The organism is Halorubrum lipolyticum DSM 21995 (assembly GCF_000337375.1).
Lineage (GTDB): Archaea > Halobacteriota > Halobacteria > Halobacteriales > Haloferacaceae > Halorubrum > Halorubrum lipolyticum.
In genome coordinates, this window is the sequence record NZ_AOJG01000002.1 from 25,694 (window position 1) to 48,685 (window position 22,992).

Here is a 22,992-nt window from a genome sequence, read left to right on the forward strand (position 1 = left end):
TGGCCGCCGCCATCCGAGTGCGTATTTAAATAGAGACAATATCGCGGCGTAGAGCCCTTTTCACGCGGGTATATATTCTGGACAGCTTTAAGGGAGCTCGGGTGTCATACCAGAATATGGAGACGAGGAAGGTGCAAGTCACCGGCGGGTCGACGTACACGGTCTCGATTCCGAAGACGTGGGCGACCGACAACGACGTCGAGGCGGGAACCGAGATCGAGTTCCACCCGGACGGAGATTCGCTGTTCCTCACGCCGCGCTCCGAGGAGGAGCGCACTCGGGGGACGCTCGATATCTCGGACCTAGCGGGACAGGCGCTCACCCGCGCGGTGACGACGATGTACGTCAGCGGGTTCGACGTGATCGAACTCGAGGGCGCCGAGATCACCACCGAGCAGCGGTCGACGGTCCGCGAGGCGGTTCAGAGTCTCGTCGGGTTAGAGGTGTTAGAGGAGACCCGCGACCGGGTGGTCGTGCAGGACCTGCTCGACTCCTCGGAGCTGTCGATCCACAACGCGGTCACGCGGATGCGGCTGATCTCGCTGTCGATGCTCGAAGACGCCATCGCGGCGCTCTCCGAGCGCGACCACGACCTCGCCAGCGACGTGATCGGGAGGGACGACGACCTCGACCGGCTCTGGCTCGTCGTCTCGCGGATCTTCCGGGCGACGCTCCGGACCCCGAAGGCGGCCGAGGAGCTCGGGCTCCCCCGCGAAGAGTGCTTCGACTACCACTCCAGCGCCCGCCAGCTGGAGCGGATCGGCGACCACGCGACGAAGATCGCCCACCTGACGCTCAACATCGACGAACCGCTCCCCGACGACGTGGTCGAGGCGGTCAACGAGCTCCACGGCGACGCGGTCGAGGTGATCGACACCGCGATGGACGCGCTGTTCGCGGACGACAGCGAGGAGGCGACCCGCCTCGCGAACGAGGCGCGCACCGGCGTCCGAGCCATCGATGAGCGGGTGCGCGCGATCGACGAGCTGCTCCGCGATCTGGACCCCACCCGCGCGCAGCTGCTCGGACTGGTGGTCGACTCCGTGCTCCGCTCGGCCGATTACGGCGGTAACGTCGCCGAGACGGCGCTCCAGAAGGCCGCGCCGACGCCGTGACTCTCGGTCGCGAGAACGTTCCCGACCGCCGAACCGTCGGCGTCGCGCTCGCGGCGCTGCTCCTCGTTGGCGCGGTCGTCGCCGTCGGGGCGGGGGCCTACTTCGCGGTCGGGCTGGGTCCCGACGAGGCCGCCCTCGACGCGGTGGAGTCCTCGGGCGACGTGACGGTCGACCGGCTCGACGGGGCGACGGTGGTCCGGAGCGGCCCGGTGACGGCGGAGACGCGAGGGCTCGTCTACTACCCCGGCGCTCGAGTGAACGCCGAGAGCTACGTCCCGACCGCCGCGGAGGCGGTCGCGGGGAGAGACGTGGCGGTCGTGATCGTCGATATGCCGCTGAACCTAGCCGTGCTGGGACCGAACCGCGCCGACGACGCCCGGGAGGCGCTCCCGGCGATCGAGTCGTGGGCCGTCGGCGGCCACTCGCTGGGGGGCGCGATGGCCTGTCGATACGCCGCGGACAACGCCGACGAGTTCGACGGGCTCGTGCTCCACGCCTCGTACTGCGACCGGGACGTCTCCGAGAGCGGGCTCCGCGTCCTCTCGGTGTTGGGCGCGGCCGACGGCGTGCTCGACGCCGAGCGCGAGCGCGAGAGCCGCGCGAACCTCCCGCCGGACGCGCGGGTCGTCGAGCTCGACGGAGTCAACCACGCCGGGTTCGGCGCGTACGGCCCGCAGCGCGGCGACGAGTCGGTTCCCACCGATCCGGCCGCGATGCGCGAGCGCGTCGGCAACGTCACCGGCGCGTGGCTGGCCGGGTGAGCGGGTTTTTTGAGCGTCGCCGGCGGACTGATCGGTATGCCAGAGATCGAACTCGGCGTGCCGAGAGGGGTCGTCGAGTCGCTTCCCGAGGAGGACGGCACCGCCGAACAGGACATGCGGCGAGCGATCGCCGGGATCCAGTCCCGGCTGAACGACGAGATCGCGGGCGCGGAGCCCGCGGAGGCGGCCGAGGTCGTCGCCGACGCGGTCGAGCGCATGGAGGCGCAGGCGAGCACGTACCACGAGTTCGTCCCGGAGCTGCGCGCGTGGGGGCAGTCGCCGATCTACGCCATCGCGTGGCGGAACCTCTACGTGGAGCTCATCGGCCAGCTGTACGAGCACGAGTGGCTCGGCGACGAGCTCGGGCGCGAGCGCAACTTCCGGCTCGTCGAGGACGGGATCCGGCTGTCGGACTTGTAAACGCCCTCACGGGCGATCGGTCGGCGCCGTATCACGGCTGACTCGGCACCGTCCGTCAGTCCCCGATCATCGACGCCGCCCGCTCGCCGACGGCGATCGCGGGCGCGTTGGTGTTCCCGCTCGGAATGTTCGGCATCACGGACGTGTCGGCGACCCGGACGCCGTCGACGCCGCGGACGCGGAGTCGGTCGTCGACGACCGCCGACTCGTCGTCGCCCATCCGACACGTGCCGACCGGATGGTACACGGTGTGCGCGGTCTCGCGCACGTGTTCCTCGATCTCCGCGTCGGTCTGGACGTCCTCGCCCGGCCAGACCTCCTCGCCGCGGACCGAGTCGAGCGCCTCCGACTGCGCGATCTCCCGGGCTCGCTTGATACCCTCGCGCAGGACTTCGAGGTCGGGCTCGGCCGAGAGGTACCGCGGATCGATGACGGGGTCGTCGGTCGGGTCGGCCGAGGCGAGCGCCACCCGTCCCCGGCTCTCGGGGCGGAGCTGCGTCGATCCGATCGAGAAGCCGAGGCCCTCGGGGTTGTCGAAGCCGTGGTTCATGTAGTACGTGGGACAGAAGTGGAACTGGAGGTCCGGGGCGGGCTCGCCGTCGTCGACGTAGGTGTACCCGGCGCCCTCGCCGATGTTCGACGTCGGCGCCGGCGGCTCGTCGTCCGTCCGGTCGTACACGACGAACGCGAACAGGTGGTCCTGGAGGTTTCGGCCGACGCCCGGGGAGTCGGCGACCACGTCGATGCCGTGCTCGCGCAGGTGGTCCGCCGGGCCCACGCCGGAGCACATCAGCAGCTGGGGCGAGTCGTAGGCGCCCGCGCTGAGCACCACCTCGTCCGCGACGTCGACTCGGTGGGTTTCCCCGTCGATCTCGTAGTCGACGCCCACGGCGCGGTTCGCGTCGTCGAACCGGATATCGGTGACGTGCGCTCGGGTCTCGACGGTCAGGCCCTCGTGGTCCAGCACCGGCTTGATGAACGCCGCGGCGCTGCTGCAGCGCTTCCCGTCGCGTTGCGTCACGTGGTACAGTCCGGCGCCGGTCTGGCTCCGTCCGTTGATATCGACGTTCCGCTCCATGCCGCACTCGACGGCGGCCTCGACGAACGCCTCGGAGGTCGGATGCGGGTCGGACAGGTCGGCCACGGTCAACGGCCCGCCCTCGCCGTGGAACTCCTCGTCGCCGGTGCCGACGAAGTCCTCGCTCCGCTTGAACGCGTCGAGCATCGCGTCGTGGTCCCACCCCTCGTTCCCCATCGCCGCCCAGTTGTCGTAGTCCCACGGGACGCCGCGGTTGTATATCATCGCGTTGAGCGAACTCGACCCGCCGAGCGTCTTCCCGCGCGGGTGGTAGAGCCGCCGGTCGTTCATCTCCGGCTGTGGCTCGGTGTAGTACTCCCAGTCGGTCTCGGTCCGGAAGAGCTCGGGGAACCGAGCCGGCGTGGAGATAACCTCTTCGTGCTCCTCGTCGGGGGCGCCCGCTTCGAGCAGGACCACGTCGGCCCCCTGTTCGACGAGGCGGCGAGCGACCACACAACCGGCCGACCCCGCGCCGACGACCGCGTAGTCGTACGTCTCTCCTGTCATTTCGATCGCCTCGACGGACCGACCCCACCTAAACGCTCTGGTACCACACCACACGGAGAGGCGGTTCCGATCCCCGCTGCGGGACCGTTTTATGTTGGTCCGGACCGATCGTGGGCACATGGAACTGGAACTGCGGTTCTTCGCGACGTTTCGCGAGGCCGCCGGCGGGAAGATCGTCGAGGCGGAGTTCGCCGACGGATCGAGCGTCGGGGACGTGTTGCGAGAGCTGGAGACCGACTACGAGGGCATGAGCGGTCGGCTGATCGTCGACGGCGACCTCGCTCCCCAGATCAACGTGCTGAAGAACGGTCGGGAGGTGCTCCACCTCGAGGGGTTGGAGACGTCCTTGGAAGACGGCGACCGGCTCTCGGTGTTCCCGCCGGTGGCGGGCGGCACATGACCGCCGACGGCGACGCGGGCGGAGGCGAGGCCGGAGTCGACCTCCCGTCCGCGGAGGAGGGGTGGGAGCGGAAGACGATCGCGTATCGCGGCATTTCGCGGCGGCTCGCGGCCCATTACCTCGTCAACCTCGGCGGCGAGCTCGTCGGCACTGACGACCCGGCGGAGGCGACCCGCGTAGACGGTGACGGGTGGCGGGTCGCGCTCAGGGCCGAGACGGTGACGGCCGCGGCCGCCATCACGCTCACCGAGGTGACCGCGGAGTTCGTCGGCGACCCGGAGGCGCTCGCGGAGCTCCTCCCGAAGTACCGGCAGAAGGCGATGCGCGCCGGCGGGTGATGGCCGGGGAGGAGGGGCCGCCGGGACCGGGGTCGGAGCCGCCCTCACCGGCCGGCGACTACCCGATCGAGGGGACGGCGCTCGTGAAGACGGCGGCGCTCGCGAGCGTCCCCGCCGAGCGTCTCCCCGAACTGCTCGCGCGGGTGCAGGCCGACCTCGGTCCGCGGCTCGACGAGTACCGCCGGCGGTACGAGCGCATCGCGGCGGAGTCGGACCGCGAGACGTTCCTCGTCGAGACCGACCACTGGGAGGGCGTCGGGGAGCGACTCGGCCTCTCGGACCGCGAGCGCGACGCCGTCGCCCGCGCCCACGAGGCCGCCGTCGAGCGCGCCGGCGGGAGCGACCGCCGCGCGGAGTTCGAGACCGCCCTGGAGATCCGGTCGGGCGTCGTGATCGGCGTGTCCGACGACTCGAGCGCGGAGTGACGGGGCACTCCGGCGCGAAGTAACGGCCCGCTCCGGCGCGAAGTAACGGCCCGCTCCGGCGCGGAGTGACGCCCGGTTGCGTCCACCGACGCCTTTTCGACGCCCCGCGCGGGACGTGTCGGTATGCGACTCGCTCGCCTGCTCACGCCGGACGGACCGGTCTCCGGACGCTACGAAGACGGGACGATCGTCGCCGACGACGGCCGCTACGAGGTCGGCCGCGACGGTCGGCTCCTCCCGCCGTGCGACCCGAGCGCGCTCTACTGCGTCGGCCGGAACTACGCGGAGACGCTCGACCAGATGGAGTACGAGCGCCCCGAGGAGCCGGACTTCTTCATCAAACCGCCCGCGAGCCTGCTTGCGCACGGCGAGCCGATCCGGTACCCCGAGTGGACCGACGAGCTGACGTACGCCGGCGAGCTCGTCGCCGTCATCGACGAGCGGTGCCGCGATGTCGAGCCCGCCGACGTGCCCGAGGTCGTCCGCGGCTACACCGTCATGAACGACGTGGACGCGCTCGACCAGCAGGGCCGGACCGCGCGCAAGGCGTTCGACGGCTCCGCGCCGCTCGGCCCGTGGATCGAGACCGACGTCGACCCGACGAGCCTCGACGTCTCGACGACGGTCGGCGGGGAGCAGCGGCAGGACGCCAACACCGAGCTGATGCTGTTCGGGCCCCGCGAGATCGTCTCGTACCTCTCGAAGCGGTTCACCTTCGAACCCGGCGACTGCGTCGCCTTCGGGAGCCCGGCGAACCCCGGACTCGTCGAGCCGGGCGAGCGCGTCGAGATCACCTACGAGGGCGTCGGAACGCTGTCGAACCCGGTCGTCGACGGGGAGTAAGCGAGATCGCTTTTTTGAACATGTGGGTTGGGCGCCGACGAGCGCCCGCCTGGTCTCAGGCGTCCCCCTTATAAACGAGCGCGTCGGCGAGCGAATCGAACTCGCATCCCGTGTCCGGTTCGATGCGGAGGCCGCCGTCGTCGGCACCCGTTCGGTCCCGTAGCGGCAGCAGATCGTCGAGAACCGACGCCGAGATCAGCATCGTCGAGATCGGGCGGTCCGTCGGTCCGAACCGGAGTGCGTCGCCCCGAGCGGCCGGGTCCGGAAGTCGGGCGCCCTCGTCGGACGCGTACCCGCAGAACGCGACGCCGACGTCGGGGTCCCGTTCGAGCAGCGGAACCTGCGACGAGAGCTTTTCGGGATGCAGCCGGTCGTCGTCGTCGAGCAGTTGGACGTACTTTCCGTCGGCGACCTCGATGCCGCTCGTTCGCGCCCGGTCTGCGCCGCGTCGTTCGGGATGCTCGACGTATTCCGCGTCGTATCTCTCGGCGACCGCGCGCGCGTTTCCGGTCCCGGAGTCGTCGACGACGATGATCTCGACCGGCGCGTAGCGCTGATCCAGAACGCTCTCGATGGCCGTAGCGAGCCGTTCGTTCCGGTGGTCCGTCGGGATAACGACCGACACGAGCGGTCCCGATCGGACGCGCGAGTCGGAGGGTTCCGCGTCGCCACTCCGCGGGGTCTCACGGACGCCTCCATCGGTACCCGAAGCAGGCGCCTCCTCGGGCGGGTGCGAAGCTGATTCCCTCTCGGGCGGGTGCGGTTTCGTCCGGTCGCCGGTCACCGTCAGCCACGGGACGTTCACGAGAGCCGGCGTCCGGATCCCCGGCGGATGACCGAATAGCCTCACCGGGAACGGAGTGACGACTTCGCCGATGTGGTTCCCGTGGTCGGAGGTGACGACGATCGTCTCGTCCAACGCGTCGACGAGTTCCCGCACGTAGGGCAGCACGAGCCACAGGTTCTCCTCGTACGCCTGCCGAACGGGCTCGGCCGAGTAGGTCCCGTCGCGGAGCGCGTCCCAGATCGGTTTCTCCTCCTCGTCGGAGTTCTCGCCTTTCGCCCGTTGTTTCCCTCTCATCCGCCCGTGATCGAGACGCTTGCCGAGCGGACCGATAAACGGGTAGTGCGGCTGCACGAAGTGCGTGATGATCCGCCGGTCGGGGTACCGATCACGCGCCGCTTCGGTCGCGGCGGCCATCGCCGCCGGTGGGAGCGTCCCGAGGTCGTCGTCCCAATCGGTCTCCCAGACGTCGATGACGTCGTGAAAGACGTCGTCGAGATCGACGGAACACCAGTCGTCGATCCGGTGCATCGGGTTCGCGGTCACGTAGACCGCGTCGTCGTAGGTCTTCCCTCCGAACGTCCGTTCCAGAAACTCCGGTGTCGCGGTCGCGACCGAAGTTCGGGCGGACAGGTCGCCGTCGATCCAGTTCTGTCGTTCGAACATATCGAACCGACAGCCGTCCAAGACGACGAGCAGGTCCCACTCCTCGGCCATGACGTCACAGCCCGGGGGCGTTCGCCACGAAAAGTACGTCTTCATCGCCAGTTGGGTCCCGATCCCGACCGGACGGGGGAGATAGTCGATACCGAGAGGCCGGATTCGACGGCGGGTTTTCTTGTTCATGCGATGGCTTTGTGTCGCGAAACGCCGTCTGCGGGCCGAGCAGAGATGTCTCGCAGGTCCGGGTGGTCGGTACCGGGGCGATCACCGTCGGCCACGGCGCGACGGGTCCGCATCCAATCCGCGTGGCGCACGAGGAAGGCCACGGGCACCGCGTCGAGTTCGAGCAGCTTGGCGATACAGAGCCGGTGTTTCCCGCTGGTGAGCAGCAGTTCGCCGTCTCGTCCGACGTCGACGACGATCTCGCGCTCGAGCGCGTCGATGAAGTTCCCGTCGCGATCGCGGGGCGCGGTCCGTTCCCGATAACTCAGACAGCCGTGCCGCTTCATGCTCCGATGGATCTGCTCCAGTTTCTCACACCGGTCGAGGACGTCGGCCCGGGTCCGACAGTCGTGCCAGACGTACTCGGCACCGTCTTCGAGGCGGGAGATGACCTCTCCGATAAACCGCGTTTCGGTCCACTGTCGGCCGTCGAGAAAGCGGGCGCGAAGCGCCCGGTACAGCGGACTCTCCGCGATGGTGTCGGCGTGGAAGAGCTCCTCCGGCGGCCCGCCGTAGGTCGGTGCCGCCTCGTGCGGACGCCTGTCCCAGTCGCCGTCTCTCACGGTCCCGAACAACTGGTCCCGGTTCCTCCACGGCGGGTAACACCGCCGCGTGAACCGACGTATCCGGGACGGAGAGGCCGAGCCGATCTTGAACGGGTCCGGCGCCGCCGCGCTCTCGTCGAAATCGGTCGGGTACTGTCGCCGGTAGTAGGACGGAGCGACAGACCAGTAGGCCGACTTCGTCAGCGGCGACGCGAGCGGACTTCGAAGGAGGACGTACTCCGATCCGAGACGAGCGGTTCCCTCGACACCCCGATCCGCGTACACGTCGGCGATCGCTCCAAGCATCTCCCGATACGTGGCCTACGAGACGTATTGTTAGTACCCGGCTTAACGGGGGGTACAGAACTTTCGAAGAGACATCCCTGCCGTTCACGGGAGGACGAATCAGACAAACCGTACCCTAACCGCGTTGGCGGTGTTGAACGGCTGTATTTAAGTACCGAGATACGTACCACGAGGCAACCGAGGCGGTCTGCCCGCCCGACTAATCGGACGATATCGGGGAGCCAGATTCCACGCAGAAAGCGCTCTTCTCTGTCTCGGCGTTTTGGGTGTGGGTAACGAAAACATCGCTGATACCCATCCCAAACCAGCGGTGCAGCGCCGTGGAATCCTCGCGCTTCAGCGCGGGGAGGATGTCAAATCAGCGGTGAGGCGCCGTCGAGACCGGGCGGCGTCCCCGTCGGTCGTCTCGTGTCTCTTTGGTCTCGACAGACGTCCGTCAGAGGAGGCCGGACCGCGTTCTTATTATCTTATTAACAATATGTGACCACGGTTTCCATCCGAACGTAATGACTCGTCCGAGTTCGACGATCCAAGTCGATCCCGTGGAGGGGGTATCGGAGAACAGACTCTTGAAGGCGCGATCGCCCGCGCCCGAAGGTGTGTTTCGATCGCAGTCCGCTCCCGGTCGGAGAGCGGCTCGCGCGGTGTGAGCCGCCATGGAACCGAATATGAAAGGCGAGACGGTGGCCGAACCCGTTAACGAGTTGGACGGTAAGCTGACGGCGGTCCCGCCTATCGGACTCGGCACGTACCGAACCGGGGGGTACAAGTGTTATAACGCGGTTTCAGAGGCACTCGAGGTCGGGTACCGTCACGTCGATACCGCGATGGCGTACGAGAACGAGGCCGTCGTCGGCCGCGCGATCGAGACCTCGCCGGTCGATCGCGAGGACGTGTTCGTCACGACGAAGGTGAAGGGATACGCGGACTTCTTGGACCGCGAGCGACTGACCGAGGCGGTCGAGGGGTCGCTCGAGCGGCTCGGAATGGACCGAATCGACCTCGTGTTGCTTCACTGGTGGAACTCCGACGGAGACATGGAGGAGGTGTTCGGCGCGTTCTCCGATCTCGCGGAGGATGGAAAGATAACCCACGTCGGGGTCAGCAACTTCTCGACCGAGCAACTCGCACGGGCGATAGACGCCTCCGAGGTCCCGATAGCGACCAACCAGGTCCAGTACAACCCGTACTTCCATCAGGACGAGATGCTCGCGTTCTGTCGGGAGCACGGCGTGCTACTGACGGCGTACAGCCCCCTCGCCGCCGGCACCGTCGTCGGCGACGAGACGCTCTCACGGATCGGAGAGCGATACGGGAAGTCGACCGCACAGGTCGCTCTCAGGTGGCTCGTCCAGCAGGACGGCGTGGTCACGATCCCGAAAACGACGAATTCGGACCGGCTGCGGGAGAACCTCGACCTGTTCGACTTCGAACTCACGAGCGGCGAGATGGAGCGGATCCACGACCTCGAGGGGCCGCTCTCGTTCCGGCTGACCAACGACCGGGGAGCCGTGACTCGGTTTCGGTCCGCTGTCGGCCCGTACGTGCCGAAGGCGGTCCGAGACATGATCCCGTGAGTATTTCGCGGTTCACCGTTTGTATCGTCTTAACAATACGCCCGCGCGGAAAGGATCAATTGTGTATGCCTCCAAAAATATCCGTCATTATTCCGACCTATTATCGGAACGACCTCCTTCCAAAGGCGATCGAGAGCGTCCTCGACCAGGAGTACGAACCGATCGAGTTGATCGTCGTCGACGACTCCGGGGAGGGACACGCGGAGCCCGTGATACGGCGGTACGATGAGGTCCGGGGCATCGTCCACGAGGAGAACCGCGACTGGAACGGGGCCTACGCGACGGGGATAGAGGCGTCGACGGGCGAGTACGTTCAGTTCCTCGACGACGACGACGAACTCCTCGCGGGCAAGTTGACGAAGACGGCCGAGGTGCTCCGGGCGAACCCTGACGTCGGGGTCTCGTACTGCGGCGTCATCAGAAACGGAGAGCGAAACCACCCGAAACCGGCGGTTTCGGGCGACTTCTTAGAGGAGGCGCTGGCCTTCCATACCTTCCCGATGTGGACGGGATCGATGCTGATGGAGCGCGACGTCTTGCTCGACTGCCTGCCGCTCGCGGGCATGGGCGAAGACGACGACCTCGAGATCGAGTTGGGCGACACCGACCTGAAGATCGAACTGGCTCTGCGGACCGAGACCGACTACGTCGACGAGTGCCTCGCCATGTATCGGCAGGACACGAACGGGAAATGGACCGGCCCCCGGCGGTTCCAGAAGGTGAAACAGAACGTCGAACACCGGCGCGAGCTGTACGACCAGTATCCGTCGATCCGCCGGGAGCTCCTCGCGAGTTGGCATCAGCGGCAGGCGCGATACTGGCTCGAGGAGAAGGCGTGGTCCGCCGAAGCGGTGTCTCACTTCCTGCGAGCCGCCTATTACGCGAACGGACTCGGTAGTACGTTGAAATGCGGCGCCGGAGCCGCGACGTCCCTGCTCGGGCGGCCGGGTTGGAACGTCGCCTGGGCGGTCCGGAACTCCGTCACCCACGGCTGACGGCGCGGAGGAGGCGGTAACTCCGTATTAACAATTACTACCCACGGAAATCAGAACACAATGCCGGATATCCCTCTCCGCGAGAAGTTACACGGACTCTATCTGATCGCATCGTACAGACCACGGTTCACCGCCGCGATCGTCGCGTTCAGCGTGTTGACTGCGCTGCTCGAGGGGATCGGCGTGACGCTGATCGTCCCGCTGGTCGAGGTCGCTCAGTCGTCCGGAGCGCCGCCCGAGGGCGGTATCGCCGGCGGATTCGCACGCATCTATCAGTTCCTCGGACTCCCGTTCACGCTCGGCTCCATCGTCCTCGGCGTCGGCGTGGTGCTCACCGTGCGGTACACGTTCACGTTCCTGGCCCAGTGGGCGCGCGTATATCTGCGGACCAACTACGTCGCCGACCTCCAGTCTCGCGGGTTCGAGAACACCCTAGACGCTCGGATCGCCTACTTCGACCGCGAGGGGTCGGACGACATTCTCAACGCGATCGTCACGCAGGCACAGAAGGCCGGCGAGGCCATAGAGGCGTTCATTCGGGTGTTCCAGCGGAGCATGCTCATCCTGATGTACCTCGCGATCGCGCTGTACCTCGCCCCGGTCTTGACGGTCGTTTCGGCGGGTTTCGTCGGGGTCTTGACCTTCGGGCTGCGGAACACCGTCGAGTCCGCCTACACCATCGGCGACCGCGTCGCCGAGGCCAACGAGCAGATACAGCGGGTCGTCCAGGCCGGCACGCAGGGCATTCGCGAGGTGAAGACGCTCGGGTACGGCGCCGAGTTGCGCGACGATTTCGCCGCCGCGATGGAGCAGTACATCGGATCCTCGATCCGGGTGAAACGCAACGAGGCGCTGATCGGAAACGTGTACAACCTCTCGATCGCGTTGGTGATATTCGGACTGATCTACGCTGCGCTCACGTTCACGACCATGTCGTTCGGTGCGCTCGGGGCGTTCCTGTTCGTCATGTTCAAGCTCGGCCCGGCGGTGAGCGGCACGAACCAGCGGTTCTACCAGCTCGAGGGGATGCTCCCGCACCTCGTCCGCACCGAGGAGTTCATCGACAACCTGCAGCGGAACCCGGAGATCGAGGGGGGCGAGGAACCGCTTCCGGACGACCCCTCTCCGATCGCGTTCGAGGACGTCTCCTTCTCGTACGACAAAAGCGAGGAGGTACTCAACGACGTCTCCTTCCGGATGGACCACGGCGAGTTCGTCGCCTTCGTCGGCGAGTCCGGGGCGGGCAAGTCGACCATCGCGTCGCTCCTCGCGAGACTGTACACGCCGGACTCCGGGCGCATAACGGCGTCTGGACGCCCCGTCGAGGAATACGACGTCGGCGAGTGGCGCTCGCGGGTGGCGTACGTGCAACAGAACCCGTTCATCTTCAACACGACGCTCGAGGAGAACCTCCTCGTCGCGAACCAGGACGCGAGCCGGCAGGAGATAGAGCGCGTCTGTGAGATCGCTCAGGTCACCGAGTTCGTCGGCGATCTGGCAGACGGGTACGAGACGGAGCTCGGGGACGACGGGGTCCGACTCTCGGGCGGGCAACGACAGCGCGTCGCGCTCGCTCGCGCGCTCTTAGAAGACGCGGACGTCCTCGTCCTCGACGAGGCGACGAGCGACCTGGACACGAGCATCGAGACGCAGGTCCAGGCCGGTATCGAGTCGATGGACCGCGACTTCATGATCCTCGCCATCGCGCACCGCCTCTCGACCATCAGCGACGCCGACCGGATCTACACGGTCAGCGACGGGACGATCGTCGAACGGGGCGAACACGGATCGCTCATCGAGAACGACGGCCAGTACGCGAAGCTCTACTCCGCGCAGTGACGCGAATTCGGACGCTCGTGAGTCTCTCCGGGGTCAGGCCCCGAGGCGCTCGCCTCGCTCAGCGGGGGACCCCATGAACGGTCCCGGCGGGGGGACGGACGTCACTCCGGGTTCCGCATCGGCTGTCTCTCCCCGTACGTGAGGGTCCGCCACACCCACTCGACGGGACCGAACCGGAAGTATCGAAGCCACAGCACCGACAGGGCGATCTGGACGGCCCAGACGGCGACGACGAACCCCAGCTGTTCGACGCGGGTGACGGAGCCGAACAGCCCGAGCCCGTGACCGTAGAAGACGGTGGTCGCGATCACCGTCTGCAGCAGGTAGTTCGTGAACGCCGTCCGGCCGACCGCGGCGAGGCCGCGAGTCACGGGGCCGTTCGGGCGCCGGCGGGCGTACAGCATCACGAGCCCGAGGTAGCCGCCGGCGAGGGGGAAGCTGCCGAGGTAAATGAACTGTCGCCAGTAGAGCGCGGCGTCGGCGCTCCAGTCGTTGGCCTCGATGTAGACGACGCCGGCGACGGTGATCGCGAGGCCGACGACGCCGAGCGCGACCAGCCGGCGGTACAGGGCCGCCGACCGCTCGCCGGTCAGCACGCCCCAGCGGTACAGCGCCATCCCGAGGAGCATGGTGCCGCCGACCTGCCAGAACGGCCCGTTGATGTAGCCGCTCGTCTGCCGGCCGAACGAGGAGGAGACTCGGTGGTCGAGCTGTTCGAGCCAGCCGCCGCGGTACGTCGCGACCTCCTGCCGGATCGCGGCCTCCGCCGGCGCCCACTGCGCCGCGATCGCGTCGCCGCCGAGGGTGACCGCCGCGAACAGCTCGAGCGCGGGGAGTAACAGCACGAAGACCGCGCCGACTCCGGCGAGCTGCCGGGCGTCGAAGTCGCGGAACGCGACGACGATCAGCGCGGTCACCCCGTACGCGACGAGGATGTCGCCGTACCACAGTAGGTAGGCGTGCATGAGTCCGATCGCGATGAGGATCGCGGTCCGCCGGTAGTGGAGCCGAACCGCGTCCTGCCCCTTCTCGTTCTTGCTGTCGATGAACAGCAGAACCCCCGCGCCGAACAGCGCCGAGAACAGCGTGATGAACTTGTTCTGTGCGAACACGTGGCTCACCGCCCACGCCCAGTAGTTCGCGCCCGTGAAGTCGCCGTAGATGGTCGGATTCAGGAGCGTCTGCTCGGGCATCGAGAACGACCAGACGTTGATCAGGAGAATACCGAGCAGGGCGACGCCCCTGAGCGCGTCGAGGGCGACGATTCGGTCAGAGGGCGGCGTCGGGCCGGCGTCGCGGGTCACGAGTTGGCTCGCAAAAGGGAACGCAGGACCGAATAGGTTCGGATAGCGGCCGATCGGCGACACCGGGAGCGCCGCGGACCGATCAGTCCAGCCGAACCGCCTCGCCGCGCTCCGAGGACCGGTAGATCGCGTCGATGACGCGCTGGACGGACAGCGCCTCCTCGATCGTGTTGATGTCGGGCGCCTCGCCCGCGGCGACCGCGTCGAGGAACGTCGCCTGCTCGGCGGCGTGGCTGTCGGTCTCCCGCGTCTCGATCTCGGCGTCCGAGAAGTGGTGGTGGTCGTCGTCGAAGGCGGCCGCCTCGTGGAGCGTGAGCTCGTCGCTGCCGCGGTCGAACGTCGCGCCCGCCTCCGTCCCGCGGATAATGAACTCGTCGTTGGTCGGGCGGTTCGTCGCCCACGCGACCTCCAGCGAGACGGTGTTGCCGTCGGCGTCGCGGATGAACGCCGACGCGGAGTCCTCGACGTCGAACCCGTCGGCCCCGTTGTCCTCGCCCCACATGTGGACGAACGCGTAGTCGTCGCGGCTCCCGAACTCCGAGCGCGTCTCGCCCGACACCTCGACGACCTCGGGGTGACCGAGGAAGTATAGCGCGAGGTCGATGGCGTGGACCCCGATGTCGATGAGCGCGCCGCCGCCGGCAACGTCGTTTGACGTGAACCACGAACCGCGACCGGGGACGCCGCGTCGGCGGACGTAGTTGGCCTCGACGTGGGTCGTCTCGCCGAACCGGCCCTCGGCCTGATACCCTTTGAGCACCTGCACCGGCTCCGCGAAGCGGTTGTTGAATCCGACCATACAGAACCCCTCGGCGTCGCGGGCGGCCTCGGCGATGCGCTCCGCGCTCTCGACGGTGTGCGCCAGCGGCTTCTCCAAGAGCACGTCGAGCCCCGCTTCGAGCGCCGAGACGGCGTACTCCTCGTGGAACCGGTTGGGCGTTGTGATCAGGACGGCGTCGCAGTCCTCGTAGAGTTCTGACTCGTCCTCGTAGGCGTGAACGTCGAACTCCTCGTGGAATCGCCGGCGCGCGTCCGCGTCGATGTCCATCCCGCCGACGAGGGTGGCGCCGCGGTCGACGAGCTTGCTCGCGTGGTGGTGACCGATTCCGCCGAGACCGACGATGCCGACGGCCACGTCGTTCGCGTGAGTCATGGACGGAATTCACAACGAAAGTTGTTAAGGTTCACGCTCCGATTCGTGAGCGCGATACCGGCGCGAATCGACGTCTCATCGCCGATTCCTTCTCGTTCTCACTGATCCCGCGTCATCCACTCGCTCGCCTGGGGTTCGTCCGGGTCGGTGGCGATCTCGATCAGGGCGGGCCCGTCGTGAGCCAGCGCCGACGCGAGCGCGTCGCCGATCCCGTCCCGTTCGGTCACCCGATCGGCGCGGACGCCCATCCCCTCGGCGACGGCGACGAGGTCGATCCCGGTCTCCGCCCAGCCGTACGCGCCTCCCGGGAGGTCGTACGTCCGCGACGCCGCCTCGCTGATGATCGCGTAGTCGTCGTTGGTGAACGCGACGACGGTCACGTCGATCCCCTCCGCGGCCAGCGTGTGCAGCTCGTGGACGCACATCATGAGCCCGCCGTCGCCGGTGAGCGCCACCGCGTCGCGGTCGGGGTTCGCGAGTCGGGCGCCGATCGCCGACGGGAGCGCGGTCCCCATCGTCGCCCACGACCCGGGGTTCACGTACCGCGCGGGGCCGGCCGCGGGGAACGAGACGAGGGCCCACTGGCGGGACCCGCCCGCGTCGGCGGTGACGACGGCCTCCGACGGGAGCGCCTCGCGAACCTCTCGGAGGGCTTCGACGGAGCTGAGCGCGTCGCCGGGATCGCGCTCGGCGGCGAGCGCGGCGAATCGCTCCCGGTCCGCGGACCGAACCGCGTCGGCCCGTTCGGGGCCGGTCGAGCGAGGGGACGATTCCGACGGCTCGTCCGCCGACACCGCCTCCCCCTCGTCCCCGAGCCGGTCCCCGAGCGCGCGGAGGAACCGATCGGCGTCCGCGACGATCCCGAGGTCGGCCTCGTAGCCGAACCCGATGTCGTCGCCGTCGAGCGTGACGTGGACCAACGTCTCGGGCAGCGACACCGACCACGAGGCGGTCGCGACCGCGTCGAGGTCGGAGCCGACGACGAGACCGACCTCGGCGTCGGCGAGGAGTTCGCGGAGCTCCGCGCTCGACCCGCCACAGAGCACGCCCGCGGAGAGGGGATGCGTCTCGGGGAGCGTCCCCTTCCCCTTGTACGTCGTGACGACCGGGGCGTCGAGGCGCTCCGCGACCGCCCGGAGCGAGTCGCTCGCGCCCGCGCGCCGGACGCCGCCGCCCGCGAGGATCACCGGCGCGTCGGCCTCGGTGAGCAGACCGGTCGCGCGGTCGATCGCCTCCGCGGGCGGAGCGGGCGGGGCCGCCGGCTCGCGCTCCCCGATCGCCGGCTGTGGCGTGCGGCTCGCGAGCACGTCCTTCGGGATCCCGACGCGGACCGGACCCTGCGGGTGCTCGCGGGCGACCCGGATCGCCTCTGCGACGGCTGGGACCGCCCCGGCCGGCGAGTCGACGAGGACGTTCTCCTTGACGACCGTGTCGTACGTCTCGGGCGGCGTCTCGTGGATGCCGTCGCCGCCGCGGACCTCCCGCTCGGTCTCGACCGCGAGGTGGAGGAGGGGGACGCAGTCGTTCAGGGCGTTTTTCAGCCCGTTCATCGCGTTCATGTCGCCGGGACCGGGGACGACGATCGACGCCGCCATCGCGCCGGGGTCGCTCGTCTCCGCGTACCCCCACGCCTGGTGGGTCACGGCCGTCTCGTGGCGCGCGACGACGAAGCGGGCGTCTCGCTCTCCGAGCGCCCGGTTCAGCGGGAGGGTCTGCTTGCCGGGAATCCCGAAGGCGACGTCGATCCCGCGGTCGAGCATGCAGTCGACGACGGCCTCGGCGACGGTCGGAGCGTCGACCGCGCCCGGATCCGTGCCGGTCGGGGACTCGTCGGTGTCCATACCGCGAGGTCGACGGACCGGATGTTGAAACCTTCGACGGCGCGGGATTCGGGGCGCCCTCGGAGCGGACGCCACCGTCGCGACCGCGAGACACCCGAACCGATACGTCGCTGGCCGAGAGAGACCGGACATGGTCGACATCGCGGTTCAGCTGTACACGCTACGCTCGCTCGACGCCTCGCTCCCGGAGCTCCTCGACCGCGTGGGGGAGGCCGGCTACGACGGGGTGGAGTTCGCCTATCGGGTCCGCGAGTCGCCGGTCGAGGACGTGCTCGCCGCCCTCGAGCGGAACGACCTGGACGCCGCGTCCGCGCACGTCCCGATCGAGGCGCTGGAAGACGCTCCGGCCGAGGCGTTGGAAGACGAGTTCGACGAGACCGTCGACTTCTACGACCGGCTCGGCGTCGACACGCTCGTCGTCCCGTGGCTCGACGCGGAACACTTCGAGAGCGCGGCCGCGGTCGACGCGGCCGCGGCGCGGCTCGACGACATCGCGGCCGCTCTCGACGCGGCGGGCGTCCGGCTCGCGTACCACAACCACGATCAGGAGTTCGCGACCGTCGGCGACGCGCCCGCGTTAGAGCGGCTGATCGACCGAACCGACGACCGCGTCGGGTTCGAGATCGACGCGGGGTGGGCGCTCGTCGGCGGGTCGGACCCCGCCGCGCTGATCGACCGACGCACCGACCGGGTCACGCACGTCCACGCCGCCGACGCCGACGTCGACCGCGGCGAGTCGGTCGCGCTCGGCGAGGGCGACGTGGACCTCGACGCGGTCGTCGCGAGCGCGCGGAACGCCGACTGCGAGTGGCTCGTCTACGAGCACGACGACCCCGCGGACCCGATCGCGTCGGTCGAGCAGGGGGCGAAGGTGCTGCGGGACGCGCTGGAGTGATTCGGGACTGATCGTCACCTCCCCGCTACTCCGCGACGTTCGTCTCCCGCACCCGGATCCCCTTGCGCGCGAGGTGTCGCATCTGCCGCTGGGCGAACTCCTCCTCGCTCGACCCGCGAGTCGCGAGGACGTACACGAGCGCGGAGCCGGCCGGTCGCATGGTGCGGCCCGCGCGCTGAGACCCCTGTCTGCGCGAGCCGCCGAGCCCGCTGGCGACGATCGCGAGCTCGGCGTTGGGGAGGTCGATCCCCTCGTCGCCGACGCGAGAGACGACGAGGGTGTCGACGTCGTCGCGGTCGCGGTCGGCGGAGGGTCCGTCTCCATCCTCGCGGAACCGCCGGAAGAACTCCCTCCGATCGCGGTGCGGCGTCTCGCCGCTTATAAACGGGACGCCGAGCGCGTCGGCGATCGCCTCGCCCTGGTCGAGGTACTCGATGAACACGAGCGCCTTCTTGTCGCGGTGGGCGGCCAGCAGGTACCGGATCTCCTCGATCTTCGCGGGGTTCTCGGCCGCGAGCCGGCGCCGCTCCCGCCCGTCGGCGCTGGCGTACTCGTTGCGGGCCATCTCGTCGCGCCACGGGACGTACCGGATCTCGACTTCCGGCTCCTGGACGAAGCCGGCCTCGAAGAGGGCGTCCCAGTCCGCGCCGATCGGCCGCCCGATCAGGGTGTATATCTCCTCCTCGCTGCCGGTCTCGCGGACCGGCGTGGCCGAGAGGCCGAGGCGGTGCTTTGCTTGCAACTCTGCAGATTGTGAAAATATTGGGGCTGTGATGTGATGGGCCTCGTCGAAGCAGATCAACCCCCACTTCCGGGAGTCGAACAGGGCCCGGTGGCGGTCCATTCCGGCGATCTGGTAGGTCGCGATCGTGACCGGCCGGATCTCCTTCTGTCCGCCGTGGTACAGCCCGATGTCGGCCGGATCGATCGTGGAGTGCTCGAGCAGCTCCTCGCGCCACTGGCCGGCGAGCTCGCGGGAGGGAACCAGAATCAGCGTCTCGCCGCCGACCGCCGCGATGGTCGCGATGGCGGCGACGGTCTTACCGGAGCCGGGCGGGCCGACGTACACCCCGGAGCGCGCGTCGAGGAACGTCTCGACCCACGTCTCCTGATACGGCCGGAGGTCGGTCGTCAGGTCGACGTCGACCGGGTCGCCCACGTCGAGGTCGCGGTCGTCCTCGACCGGGTAGCCGGCGTCGTAGAGGGCGCGCTTGACCGCGGCGACGGCGTCCTCGTTGACCCACGCCTCGGTCTCGGAGATGGGCGCACGGAGGTGGTCGTCGTCGAGGTGCTGGTCCGCGACGTTGCCCATCAGGCTCTCGGAGGCGGCTCGGAGGACGACGTAGCCGTCCTCGTGGGTGTATAACCGGAAGCGGTGCGCGCGGCGCCACTGGTCGCGGACCCACTCCTCGAGGTGGTCGAACCGCCGGGGGAGCACCGAGCGGAGGCTCGCGATGAGGCCGTCGGCGTCCTCGAACGGCGCGGCCCACACGTCCTCCTGTCTGATCCGGTAGAGGTACCCGCGCGTGCCGGGTTCGGTGCCGGTGGTGTCGACGAGGTGCGCGAACTGCGAGAGCCGGGCGCGGGTGAACTGCGTCGGACGGTCGACCACGATCTCCCGGCGGTCCGGGAACGCGACGACGCGCTCGCGGGTCGCCAGCCGTCCCCAGTCGGTCGGGTAGAAGACGACGGGGTCGCTCTCCACGTCGAGCCGGTCCACGTCGCCGCGGTCGACGAGCGCGGCGAGGGCGTCGCGCGCGGCCGCCTGCGTGGACCCGAGTCGGCGCGCGACCTCGCTCGCGGTGGCGACCGGTCGCTCCTCCGCCTCTAACGCCTCGTGGAAGCGGTCGAGCGAGAGCTCTTCGCCGGCGGTGTCGTCCGGAGAATCGGGACCCCCACCGGAGTCGTCGCCGGCGGCGGGACCGGTGTCGTCGCCGCCGGGAAGGTCGCCGGAATCGTCGGTCATTACCTCCGATTCGGTCGCGAGGGTGAAATGGGTAGCGTCCGGACTCGCGGGTGTCGGGGCCTCAGCGACCGGAGCGACCGTGACAGCCGCGCCCGGTGATCGCGTCCTTCGAGCGGAACCGGCAGCCGCAGGCCGTACAGCGGACGAACGGTTCGCCGGGCTCGGTTTCGAGCCGGTGGTCGCCGACGACGAACGGGCGCGTCACGGTTCGGGGGCGGATCCGATCGGGAATCGGCGTCGAGGCGGACTCGCTCAGCGCCGTCCGCACGGCGATGGTGTCGACGTCGACCGGGTCCCAGCGCGGGGCGTCGAGGGCCGACTCGCGGTCGGCCACCTCGGTCCACCCGGTGACGACGACCGGGGAGTTCGTCTCGGTGTCGCTCACGACGACGACGAACCGTATCCCGCCGTCGACGAGGGCGAACCGCCAGCCGTCGGTCCGGTTCCAGCGGAGCTGGCCCCGTCGAATCGCCTCGCTGACGGTCCGAGTCGAGACGTATCGGCCGGGCTGTTCCAGCCGCTCGCGGAAGTGATCAGTGAGGGCGTAGAGCCCGGGATCGCGGACGGGGGGATCCTCGGCGGTTCGGCCGGCCGACGAGTGCTTCCCCGCCGTCGATGACCGGCCTCGGGAGGGACCGGAGTCGGGGCCGTGCGGGAGGGGATCCGATCTCGCCGACGCCCGCCGGCGAGCCCCCGCCGGGGCGGTCGTGGACGCGGTCCGACGCTCCGTCGATCCGGGGCGGGGTGACTCGGCGTCCCCCGGCCCGCCCTGTCGGGAAGCCACTGAGTGTGAGTATAGAGCGGGGTCTTAAGTGTGTTACGGCGACACAGGGGTGCGGTCGCGCGGTCCCGGGGGTGACTGGGCGAGTGACGGCGGTCGCGCGCTACTCGTGGCCGGAGACGCGGACCGGCTCGTACGGCTCCTCTACCCACTCGACGTCGGAGTCCGAGAGGTCGACGTCGAGCGCCTCGACGGCGTCCTCGAGGTGCTCGACGCTGGAGGTGCCGACGATGGGAGCGTCGACGACCTCCTTGCCGGCCACCCATCGGAGCGCGATCTGGGCCATCTTCACGCCCTTTTCCTCGGCCAACTCCTCGATCCGACGGTTGATCTCCTCGCCGCCCCCCTCGCGATACGGGCGTCCGAGCGCCGTCTCGTGCTCCCCGCGGGTCGTCGCGTCGTCCTGCTCGTAGGGGCGCGCGAGGTAGCCGGCGCCGACGGGACTCCACGGGACCATCCCGATCCCCTCCTTCTGACAGAGCGGGACCATCTCGCGCTCCTCCTCGCGGTACGCGAGGTTGTAGAGGTTCTGCATGGTGACGAACCGCTCGTACCCCTCTCGCTCGCTGGTGTGGAGGGCCTCGGCGAACTGGTGGGCCCACATCGAGGAGGCGCCGAGATACCGCACCTTGCCGCGTCGCACCGCGTCGTCGAGGGCGGCCAGCGTCTCCTCGATCGGCGTGTCGTCGTCCCACCGGTGGATCTGATACAGGTCGATCGTCTCCATGCCGAGCCGGTCGAGGCTGTTCTCCAACTCCTGTTCGATCGCCTTCCGCGAGAGCCCGCCCGAGTTCGGGTTCGACTCGTCCATCTCGCCGTACACCTTGGTGGCGACGGTGAACCGGTCGCGGTCGTACTCGCCGAGCACGTCGCCGAGGATCTCCTCGCTCTCCCCGTTCGAGTAGACGTTCGCGGTGTCGAAGAACGTGATCCCCAGATCGATGGCGCGCTCGATCAGCTCCCTGCCCTCTTCCTCGTCGAGCATCCACTCGTGTTCGCTCCCGAAGCTCATGCAGCCGAGCGCGAGCCGGCTCACCGTCGCGCCCGTGTCGCCCAGCGTCGTGTACTCCATACGTATCGGGCGGCCTCGGGGGTTAAAAATCACGGCGCGAGCGGCTCGTCGAGAGCGACCCAAGGGGCGCGAGTCGCCTACAGCGCCGGCGGCTCGTCGCGGCCGATGACGATCTCCTGTCCCTCGACGTCTTCGAGGGCGGCCACGCGACCGCCGATGTCGACCCGGCCGGTCTCGGTCTCGACGGTGAGCGACGCCACCTCCTCGGTGTCCTCGAACGCGAGGTCGACGACGCGTCCCCGCACGGTCACCGCGTCGCCCGTCTCGATGTCGCGCCCCTCGACGGTCGCGTAGAACTCCTCGTCTCCGAACTCGCGGACGTCCTTGACCGCGCGGCGGATCGAGGCGTAACGGCGCGGGAACGGCCGGGCGGCCCCGTCCGCGGCGAGCGTCTCGGCGGTCGTCCACAGCACGGTGCCGAAGAAGCCGGAGACGAGGAACCCGAGCGCGGACCGGTTGAAGATGACGCCGTACCGCTCGCGGTCGTCGCGGAGCGCGTCCTGCGTGGCGTACACGGAGTACTCGCCGTCGCCGACGGCGAGGATCGGCGTGGTGATCCCCCGGCGCGCGCGGGCGATGGTCGCGACCTCCAGGTAGTCGAACTCCTCGGGATTCGGCGCCCGGGACGCCGGCGTGACGAGGAGCTCGACGCTGACGCCCTCCTGTACCTTCGCGGCGAGCTCGTCGCGGAAGCGGCGGAGCAGCCCCGGCGTGAGCGAGAGGGCCAGCTCGTACTCGGCGCCGGCGATCACCTCCTCGAGGTACCGGAGGATCGTCGACCGCGACTTCACCAGCGACACCGCCTCGGTCTCGCGGGTGGGCGCGGTGTAGCGAGCCTCCAGCTCGTCGACCATCTCCGCGAACGACGACCGGAGGTCGCCGAACGCGTCCTCGGGGTCGACGGCGACGATCTTCATCGGTCGCGACTCGCGGAGCTCGACGAGACCCCGGTCCGAGAGGCTCCGGACCGTGTCGTACACGCGGGGCTGCGGGATGTCGGTCCGGTCGGCGATGTCGCTCGCCGTCAGCTCGCCGTGTTCCAGGACGGCCAGGTACGCGTCGATCTCGTACTCGCCGAGGTTGAATCGGTCCCCGACGCGATCGAGCGTGCCGCGGAGGTCGTCGGTCATGGACGTGACGAGGCGGCCCTCCGATATAGGTT

Annotated in this window: 21 protein-coding genes; 11 read left to right on the forward strand and 10 right to left on the reverse strand. The window is 68.9% G+C overall.

Annotated features, from left to right (window positions below):
* Window positions 1-116 precede the first annotated feature (116 nt).
* From C469_RS00910 to C469_RS00920, 3 genes are read left to right on the forward strand one after another with little or no spacing between them, the layout of a single operon-like run.
* Window positions 117-1,115 (forward strand): phosphate signaling complex PhoU family protein, encoded by a 999-nt coding sequence (locus tag C469_RS00910; protein ID WP_008003002.1) that lies wholly within the window; start codon window positions 117-119, stop codon window positions 1,113-1,115.
* Entirely contained in the window at window positions 1,112-1,876 is a 765-nt protein-coding gene (locus C469_RS00915; protein ID WP_008003005.1) for an alpha/beta hydrolase, read from the forward strand. Before C469_RS00910 ends, C469_RS00915 begins: the two co-directional genes overlap by 4 nt.
* A 36-nt stretch (window positions 1,877-1,912) precedes the next feature.
* Window positions 1,913-2,296 (forward strand): hypothetical protein, encoded by a 384-nt coding sequence (locus C469_RS00920; protein ID WP_008003008.1) that lies wholly within the window; start codon window positions 1,913-1,915, stop codon window positions 2,294-2,296.
* A 55-nt stretch (window positions 2,297-2,351) separates the two neighbouring features.
* On the opposite strand, the gene C469_RS00925 is transcribed toward C469_RS00920, so the two are convergent.
* Entirely contained in the window at window positions 2,352-3,881 is a 1,530-nt protein-coding gene (locus tag C469_RS00925) for a GMC family oxidoreductase (protein ID WP_008003011.1), read from the reverse strand.
* 118 nt (window positions 3,882-3,999) lie between these two features.
* Between C469_RS00925 and C469_RS00930 the strand changes: the two genes are divergently transcribed.
* The 4 genes from C469_RS00930 (at window position 4,000) to C469_RS00945 (ending at window position 5,887) form a co-directional block, all read left to right on the forward strand.
* Window positions 4,000-4,281 carry a ubiquitin-like small modifier protein 1 gene (locus tag C469_RS00930; protein WP_008003013.1) on the forward strand — a complete coding sequence of 94 codons (282 nt, stop codon included), beginning with the start codon at window positions 4,000-4,002 and terminating at the stop codon, window positions 4,279-4,281.
* Window positions 4,278-4,619 (forward strand): hypothetical protein, encoded by a 342-nt coding sequence (locus tag C469_RS00935; RefSeq protein ID WP_008003015.1) that lies wholly within the window; start codon window positions 4,278-4,280, stop codon window positions 4,617-4,619. The genes C469_RS00930 and C469_RS00935 overlap by 4 nt, the downstream gene beginning before the upstream one ends.
* Window positions 4,619-5,044: a hypothetical protein gene (locus C469_RS00940; RefSeq protein WP_008003017.1), complete on the forward strand. Its 426-nt coding sequence runs from the start codon at window positions 4,619-4,621 to the stop codon at window positions 5,042-5,044. The genes C469_RS00935 and C469_RS00940 overlap by 1 nt, the downstream gene beginning before the upstream one ends.
* A 123-nt stretch (window positions 5,045-5,167) precedes the next feature.
* A complete protein-coding gene (locus C469_RS00945; protein WP_008003019.1) occupies window positions 5,168-5,887 on the forward strand; it encodes a fumarylacetoacetate hydrolase family protein in 720 nt (239 codons plus the stop codon).
* 55 nt (window positions 5,888-5,942) lie between these two features.
* On the opposite strand, the gene C469_RS00950 is transcribed toward C469_RS00945, so the two are convergent.
* Both C469_RS00950 and C469_RS00955 read right to left on the reverse strand, forming a co-directional pair.
* Complete coding sequence (locus C469_RS00950; RefSeq protein WP_049910885.1) at window positions 5,943-7,388, reverse strand: glycosyltransferase family 2 protein; 1,446 nt, start codon at window positions 7,386-7,388, stop codon at window positions 5,943-5,945.
* Between the two features lie 125 nt (window positions 7,389-7,513).
* Window positions 7,514-8,407, reverse strand: coding sequence for a hypothetical protein (locus tag C469_RS00955; RefSeq protein WP_008003024.1), 894 nt, complete (start codon window positions 8,405-8,407; stop codon window positions 7,514-7,516).
* A 668-nt stretch (window positions 8,408-9,075) separates the two neighbouring features.
* Between C469_RS00955 and C469_RS00960 the strand changes: the two genes are divergently transcribed.
* From C469_RS00960 to C469_RS00970, 3 genes are all read left to right on the forward strand, one after another.
* Window positions 9,076-9,984, forward strand: a complete 909-nt coding sequence (locus tag C469_RS00960) for an aldo/keto reductase (protein ID WP_008003027.1) — start codon at window positions 9,076-9,078, stop codon at window positions 9,982-9,984.
* Window positions 9,985-10,049: 65 nt separating this feature from the next.
* Window positions 10,050-10,979, forward strand: coding sequence for a glycosyltransferase family 2 protein (locus C469_RS00965; protein WP_008003028.1), 930 nt, complete (start codon window positions 10,050-10,052; stop codon window positions 10,977-10,979).
* A 60-nt stretch (window positions 10,980-11,039) separates the two neighbouring features.
* On the forward strand, window positions 11,040-12,818 hold the full coding sequence (locus tag C469_RS00970) for an ABC transporter ATP-binding protein (RefSeq protein ID WP_008003030.1): 1,779 nt from the start codon (window positions 11,040-11,042) through the stop codon (window positions 12,816-12,818).
* Between the two features lie 101 nt (window positions 12,819-12,919).
* On the opposite strand, the gene C469_RS00975 is transcribed toward C469_RS00970, so the two are convergent.
* The 3 genes from C469_RS00975 to C469_RS00985 all read right to left on the reverse strand — a co-directional run bounded on the left by C469_RS00975 (window position 12,920) and on the right by C469_RS00985 (window position 17,116).
* Window positions 12,920-14,122 carry a DUF418 domain-containing protein gene (locus C469_RS00975; protein WP_008003032.1) on the reverse strand — a complete coding sequence of 401 codons (1,203 nt, stop codon included), beginning with the start codon at window positions 14,120-14,122 and terminating at the stop codon, window positions 12,920-12,922.
* Between the two features lie 82 nt (window positions 14,123-14,204).
* Entirely contained in the window at window positions 14,205-15,275 is a 1,071-nt protein-coding gene (locus C469_RS00980; RefSeq protein WP_008003035.1) for a Gfo/Idh/MocA family protein, read from the reverse strand.
* Between the two features lie 98 nt (window positions 15,276-15,373).
* Complete coding sequence (locus tag C469_RS00985; protein WP_008003036.1) at window positions 15,374-17,116, reverse strand: thiamine pyrophosphate-binding protein; 1,743 nt, start codon at window positions 17,114-17,116, stop codon at window positions 15,374-15,376.
* Window positions 17,117-17,246: 130 nt separating this feature from the next.
* Here C469_RS00985 and C469_RS00990 point away from each other — a divergent pair, with 130 nt between their 5' ends.
* A complete protein-coding gene (locus tag C469_RS00990; RefSeq protein WP_008003037.1) occupies window positions 17,247-18,011 on the forward strand; it encodes a sugar phosphate isomerase/epimerase family protein in 765 nt (254 codons plus the stop codon).
* A gap of 25 nt (window positions 18,012-18,036) precedes the next feature.
* On the opposite strand, the gene C469_RS00995 is transcribed toward C469_RS00990, so the two are convergent.
* The 4 genes from C469_RS00995 to trmB all read right to left on the reverse strand — a co-directional run bounded on the left by C469_RS00995 (window position 18,037) and on the right by trmB (window position 22,960).
* Window positions 18,037-19,977 (reverse strand): DEAD/DEAH box helicase, encoded by a 1,941-nt coding sequence (locus C469_RS00995; RefSeq protein WP_008003038.1) that lies wholly within the window; start codon window positions 19,975-19,977, stop codon window positions 18,037-18,039.
* Window positions 19,978-20,038: 61 nt separating this feature from the next.
* The gene (locus C469_RS01000; protein WP_008003039.1) at window positions 20,039-20,761 is read right to left on the reverse strand and encodes a hypothetical protein; all 723 of its coding nucleotides are present in this window, start codon (window positions 20,759-20,761) and stop codon (window positions 20,039-20,041) included.
* A gap of 100 nt (window positions 20,762-20,861) precedes the next feature.
* Window positions 20,862-21,830: an aldo/keto reductase gene (locus C469_RS01005; protein WP_008003040.1), complete on the reverse strand. Its 969-nt coding sequence runs from the start codon at window positions 21,828-21,830 to the stop codon at window positions 20,862-20,864.
* A gap of 77 nt (window positions 21,831-21,907) precedes the next feature.
* Complete coding sequence (gene trmB, locus C469_RS01010) at window positions 21,908-22,960, reverse strand: HTH-type sugar sensing transcriptional regulator TrmB (protein ID WP_008003041.1); 1,053 nt, start codon at window positions 22,958-22,960, stop codon at window positions 21,908-21,910.
* Window positions 22,961-22,992: the final 32 nt, after the last annotated feature.

Bases quoted from the DNA above. Each gene is read 5' to 3' on its own strand.
- C469_RS00935 (WP_008003015.1), top strand. From the start codon at position 4,278: ATGACCGCCGACGGCGACGCGGGCGGAGGCGAGGCCGGAGTCGACCTC.
- C469_RS00990 (WP_008003037.1), top strand. From the start codon at position 17,247: ATGGTCGACATCGCGGTTCAGCTGTACACGCTACGCTCGCTCGACGCC.
- C469_RS00925 (WP_008003011.1), bottom strand. From the start codon at position 3,881: ATGACAGGAGAGACGTACGACTACGCGGTCGTCGGCGCGGGGTCGGCC.
- C469_RS00965 (WP_008003028.1), top strand. From the start codon at position 10,050: ATGCCTCCAAAAATATCCGTCATTATTCCGACCTATTATCGGAACGAC.
- C469_RS00980 (WP_008003035.1), bottom strand. From the start codon at position 15,275: ATGACTCACGCGAACGACGTGGCCGTCGGCATCGTCGGTCTCGGCGGA.
- C469_RS00955 (WP_008003024.1), bottom strand. From the start codon at position 8,407: ATGCTTGGAGCGATCGCCGACGTGTACGCGGATCGGGGTGTCGAGGGA.
- C469_RS00950 (WP_049910885.1), bottom strand. From the start codon at position 7,388: ATGGCCGAGGAGTGGGACCTGCTCGTCGTCTTGGACGGCTGTCGGTTC.
- C469_RS00920 (WP_008003008.1), top strand. From the start codon at position 1,913: ATGCCAGAGATCGAACTCGGCGTGCCGAGAGGGGTCGTCGAGTCGCTT.
- C469_RS00985 (WP_008003036.1), bottom strand. From the start codon at position 17,116: ATGGACACCGACGAGTCCCCGACCGGCACGGATCCGGGCGCGGTCGAC.
- C469_RS00970 (WP_008003030.1), top strand. From the start codon at position 11,040: ATGCCGGATATCCCTCTCCGCGAGAAGTTACACGGACTCTATCTGATC.
- C469_RS01005 (WP_008003040.1), bottom strand. From the start codon at position 21,830: ATGGAGTACACGACGCTGGGCGACACGGGCGCGACGGTGAGCCGGCTC.
- C469_RS00910 (WP_008003002.1), top strand. From the start codon at position 117: ATGGAGACGAGGAAGGTGCAAGTCACCGGCGGGTCGACGTACACGGTC.
- C469_RS00960 (WP_008003027.1), top strand. From the start codon at position 9,076: ATGAAAGGCGAGACGGTGGCCGAACCCGTTAACGAGTTGGACGGTAAG.
- C469_RS00995 (WP_008003038.1), bottom strand. From the start codon at position 19,977: ATGACCGACGATTCCGGCGACCTTCCCGGCGGCGACGACACCGGTCCC.
- C469_RS00940 (WP_008003017.1), top strand. From the start codon at position 4,619: ATGGCCGGGGAGGAGGGGCCGCCGGGACCGGGGTCGGAGCCGCCCTCA.
- C469_RS00945 (WP_008003019.1), top strand. From the start codon at position 5,168: ATGCGACTCGCTCGCCTGCTCACGCCGGACGGACCGGTCTCCGGACGC.
- C469_RS00930 (WP_008003013.1), top strand. From the start codon at position 4,000: ATGGAACTGGAACTGCGGTTCTTCGCGACGTTTCGCGAGGCCGCCGGC.
- trmB (WP_008003041.1), bottom strand. From the start codon at position 22,960: ATGACCGACGACCTCCGCGGCACGCTCGATCGCGTCGGGGACCGATTC.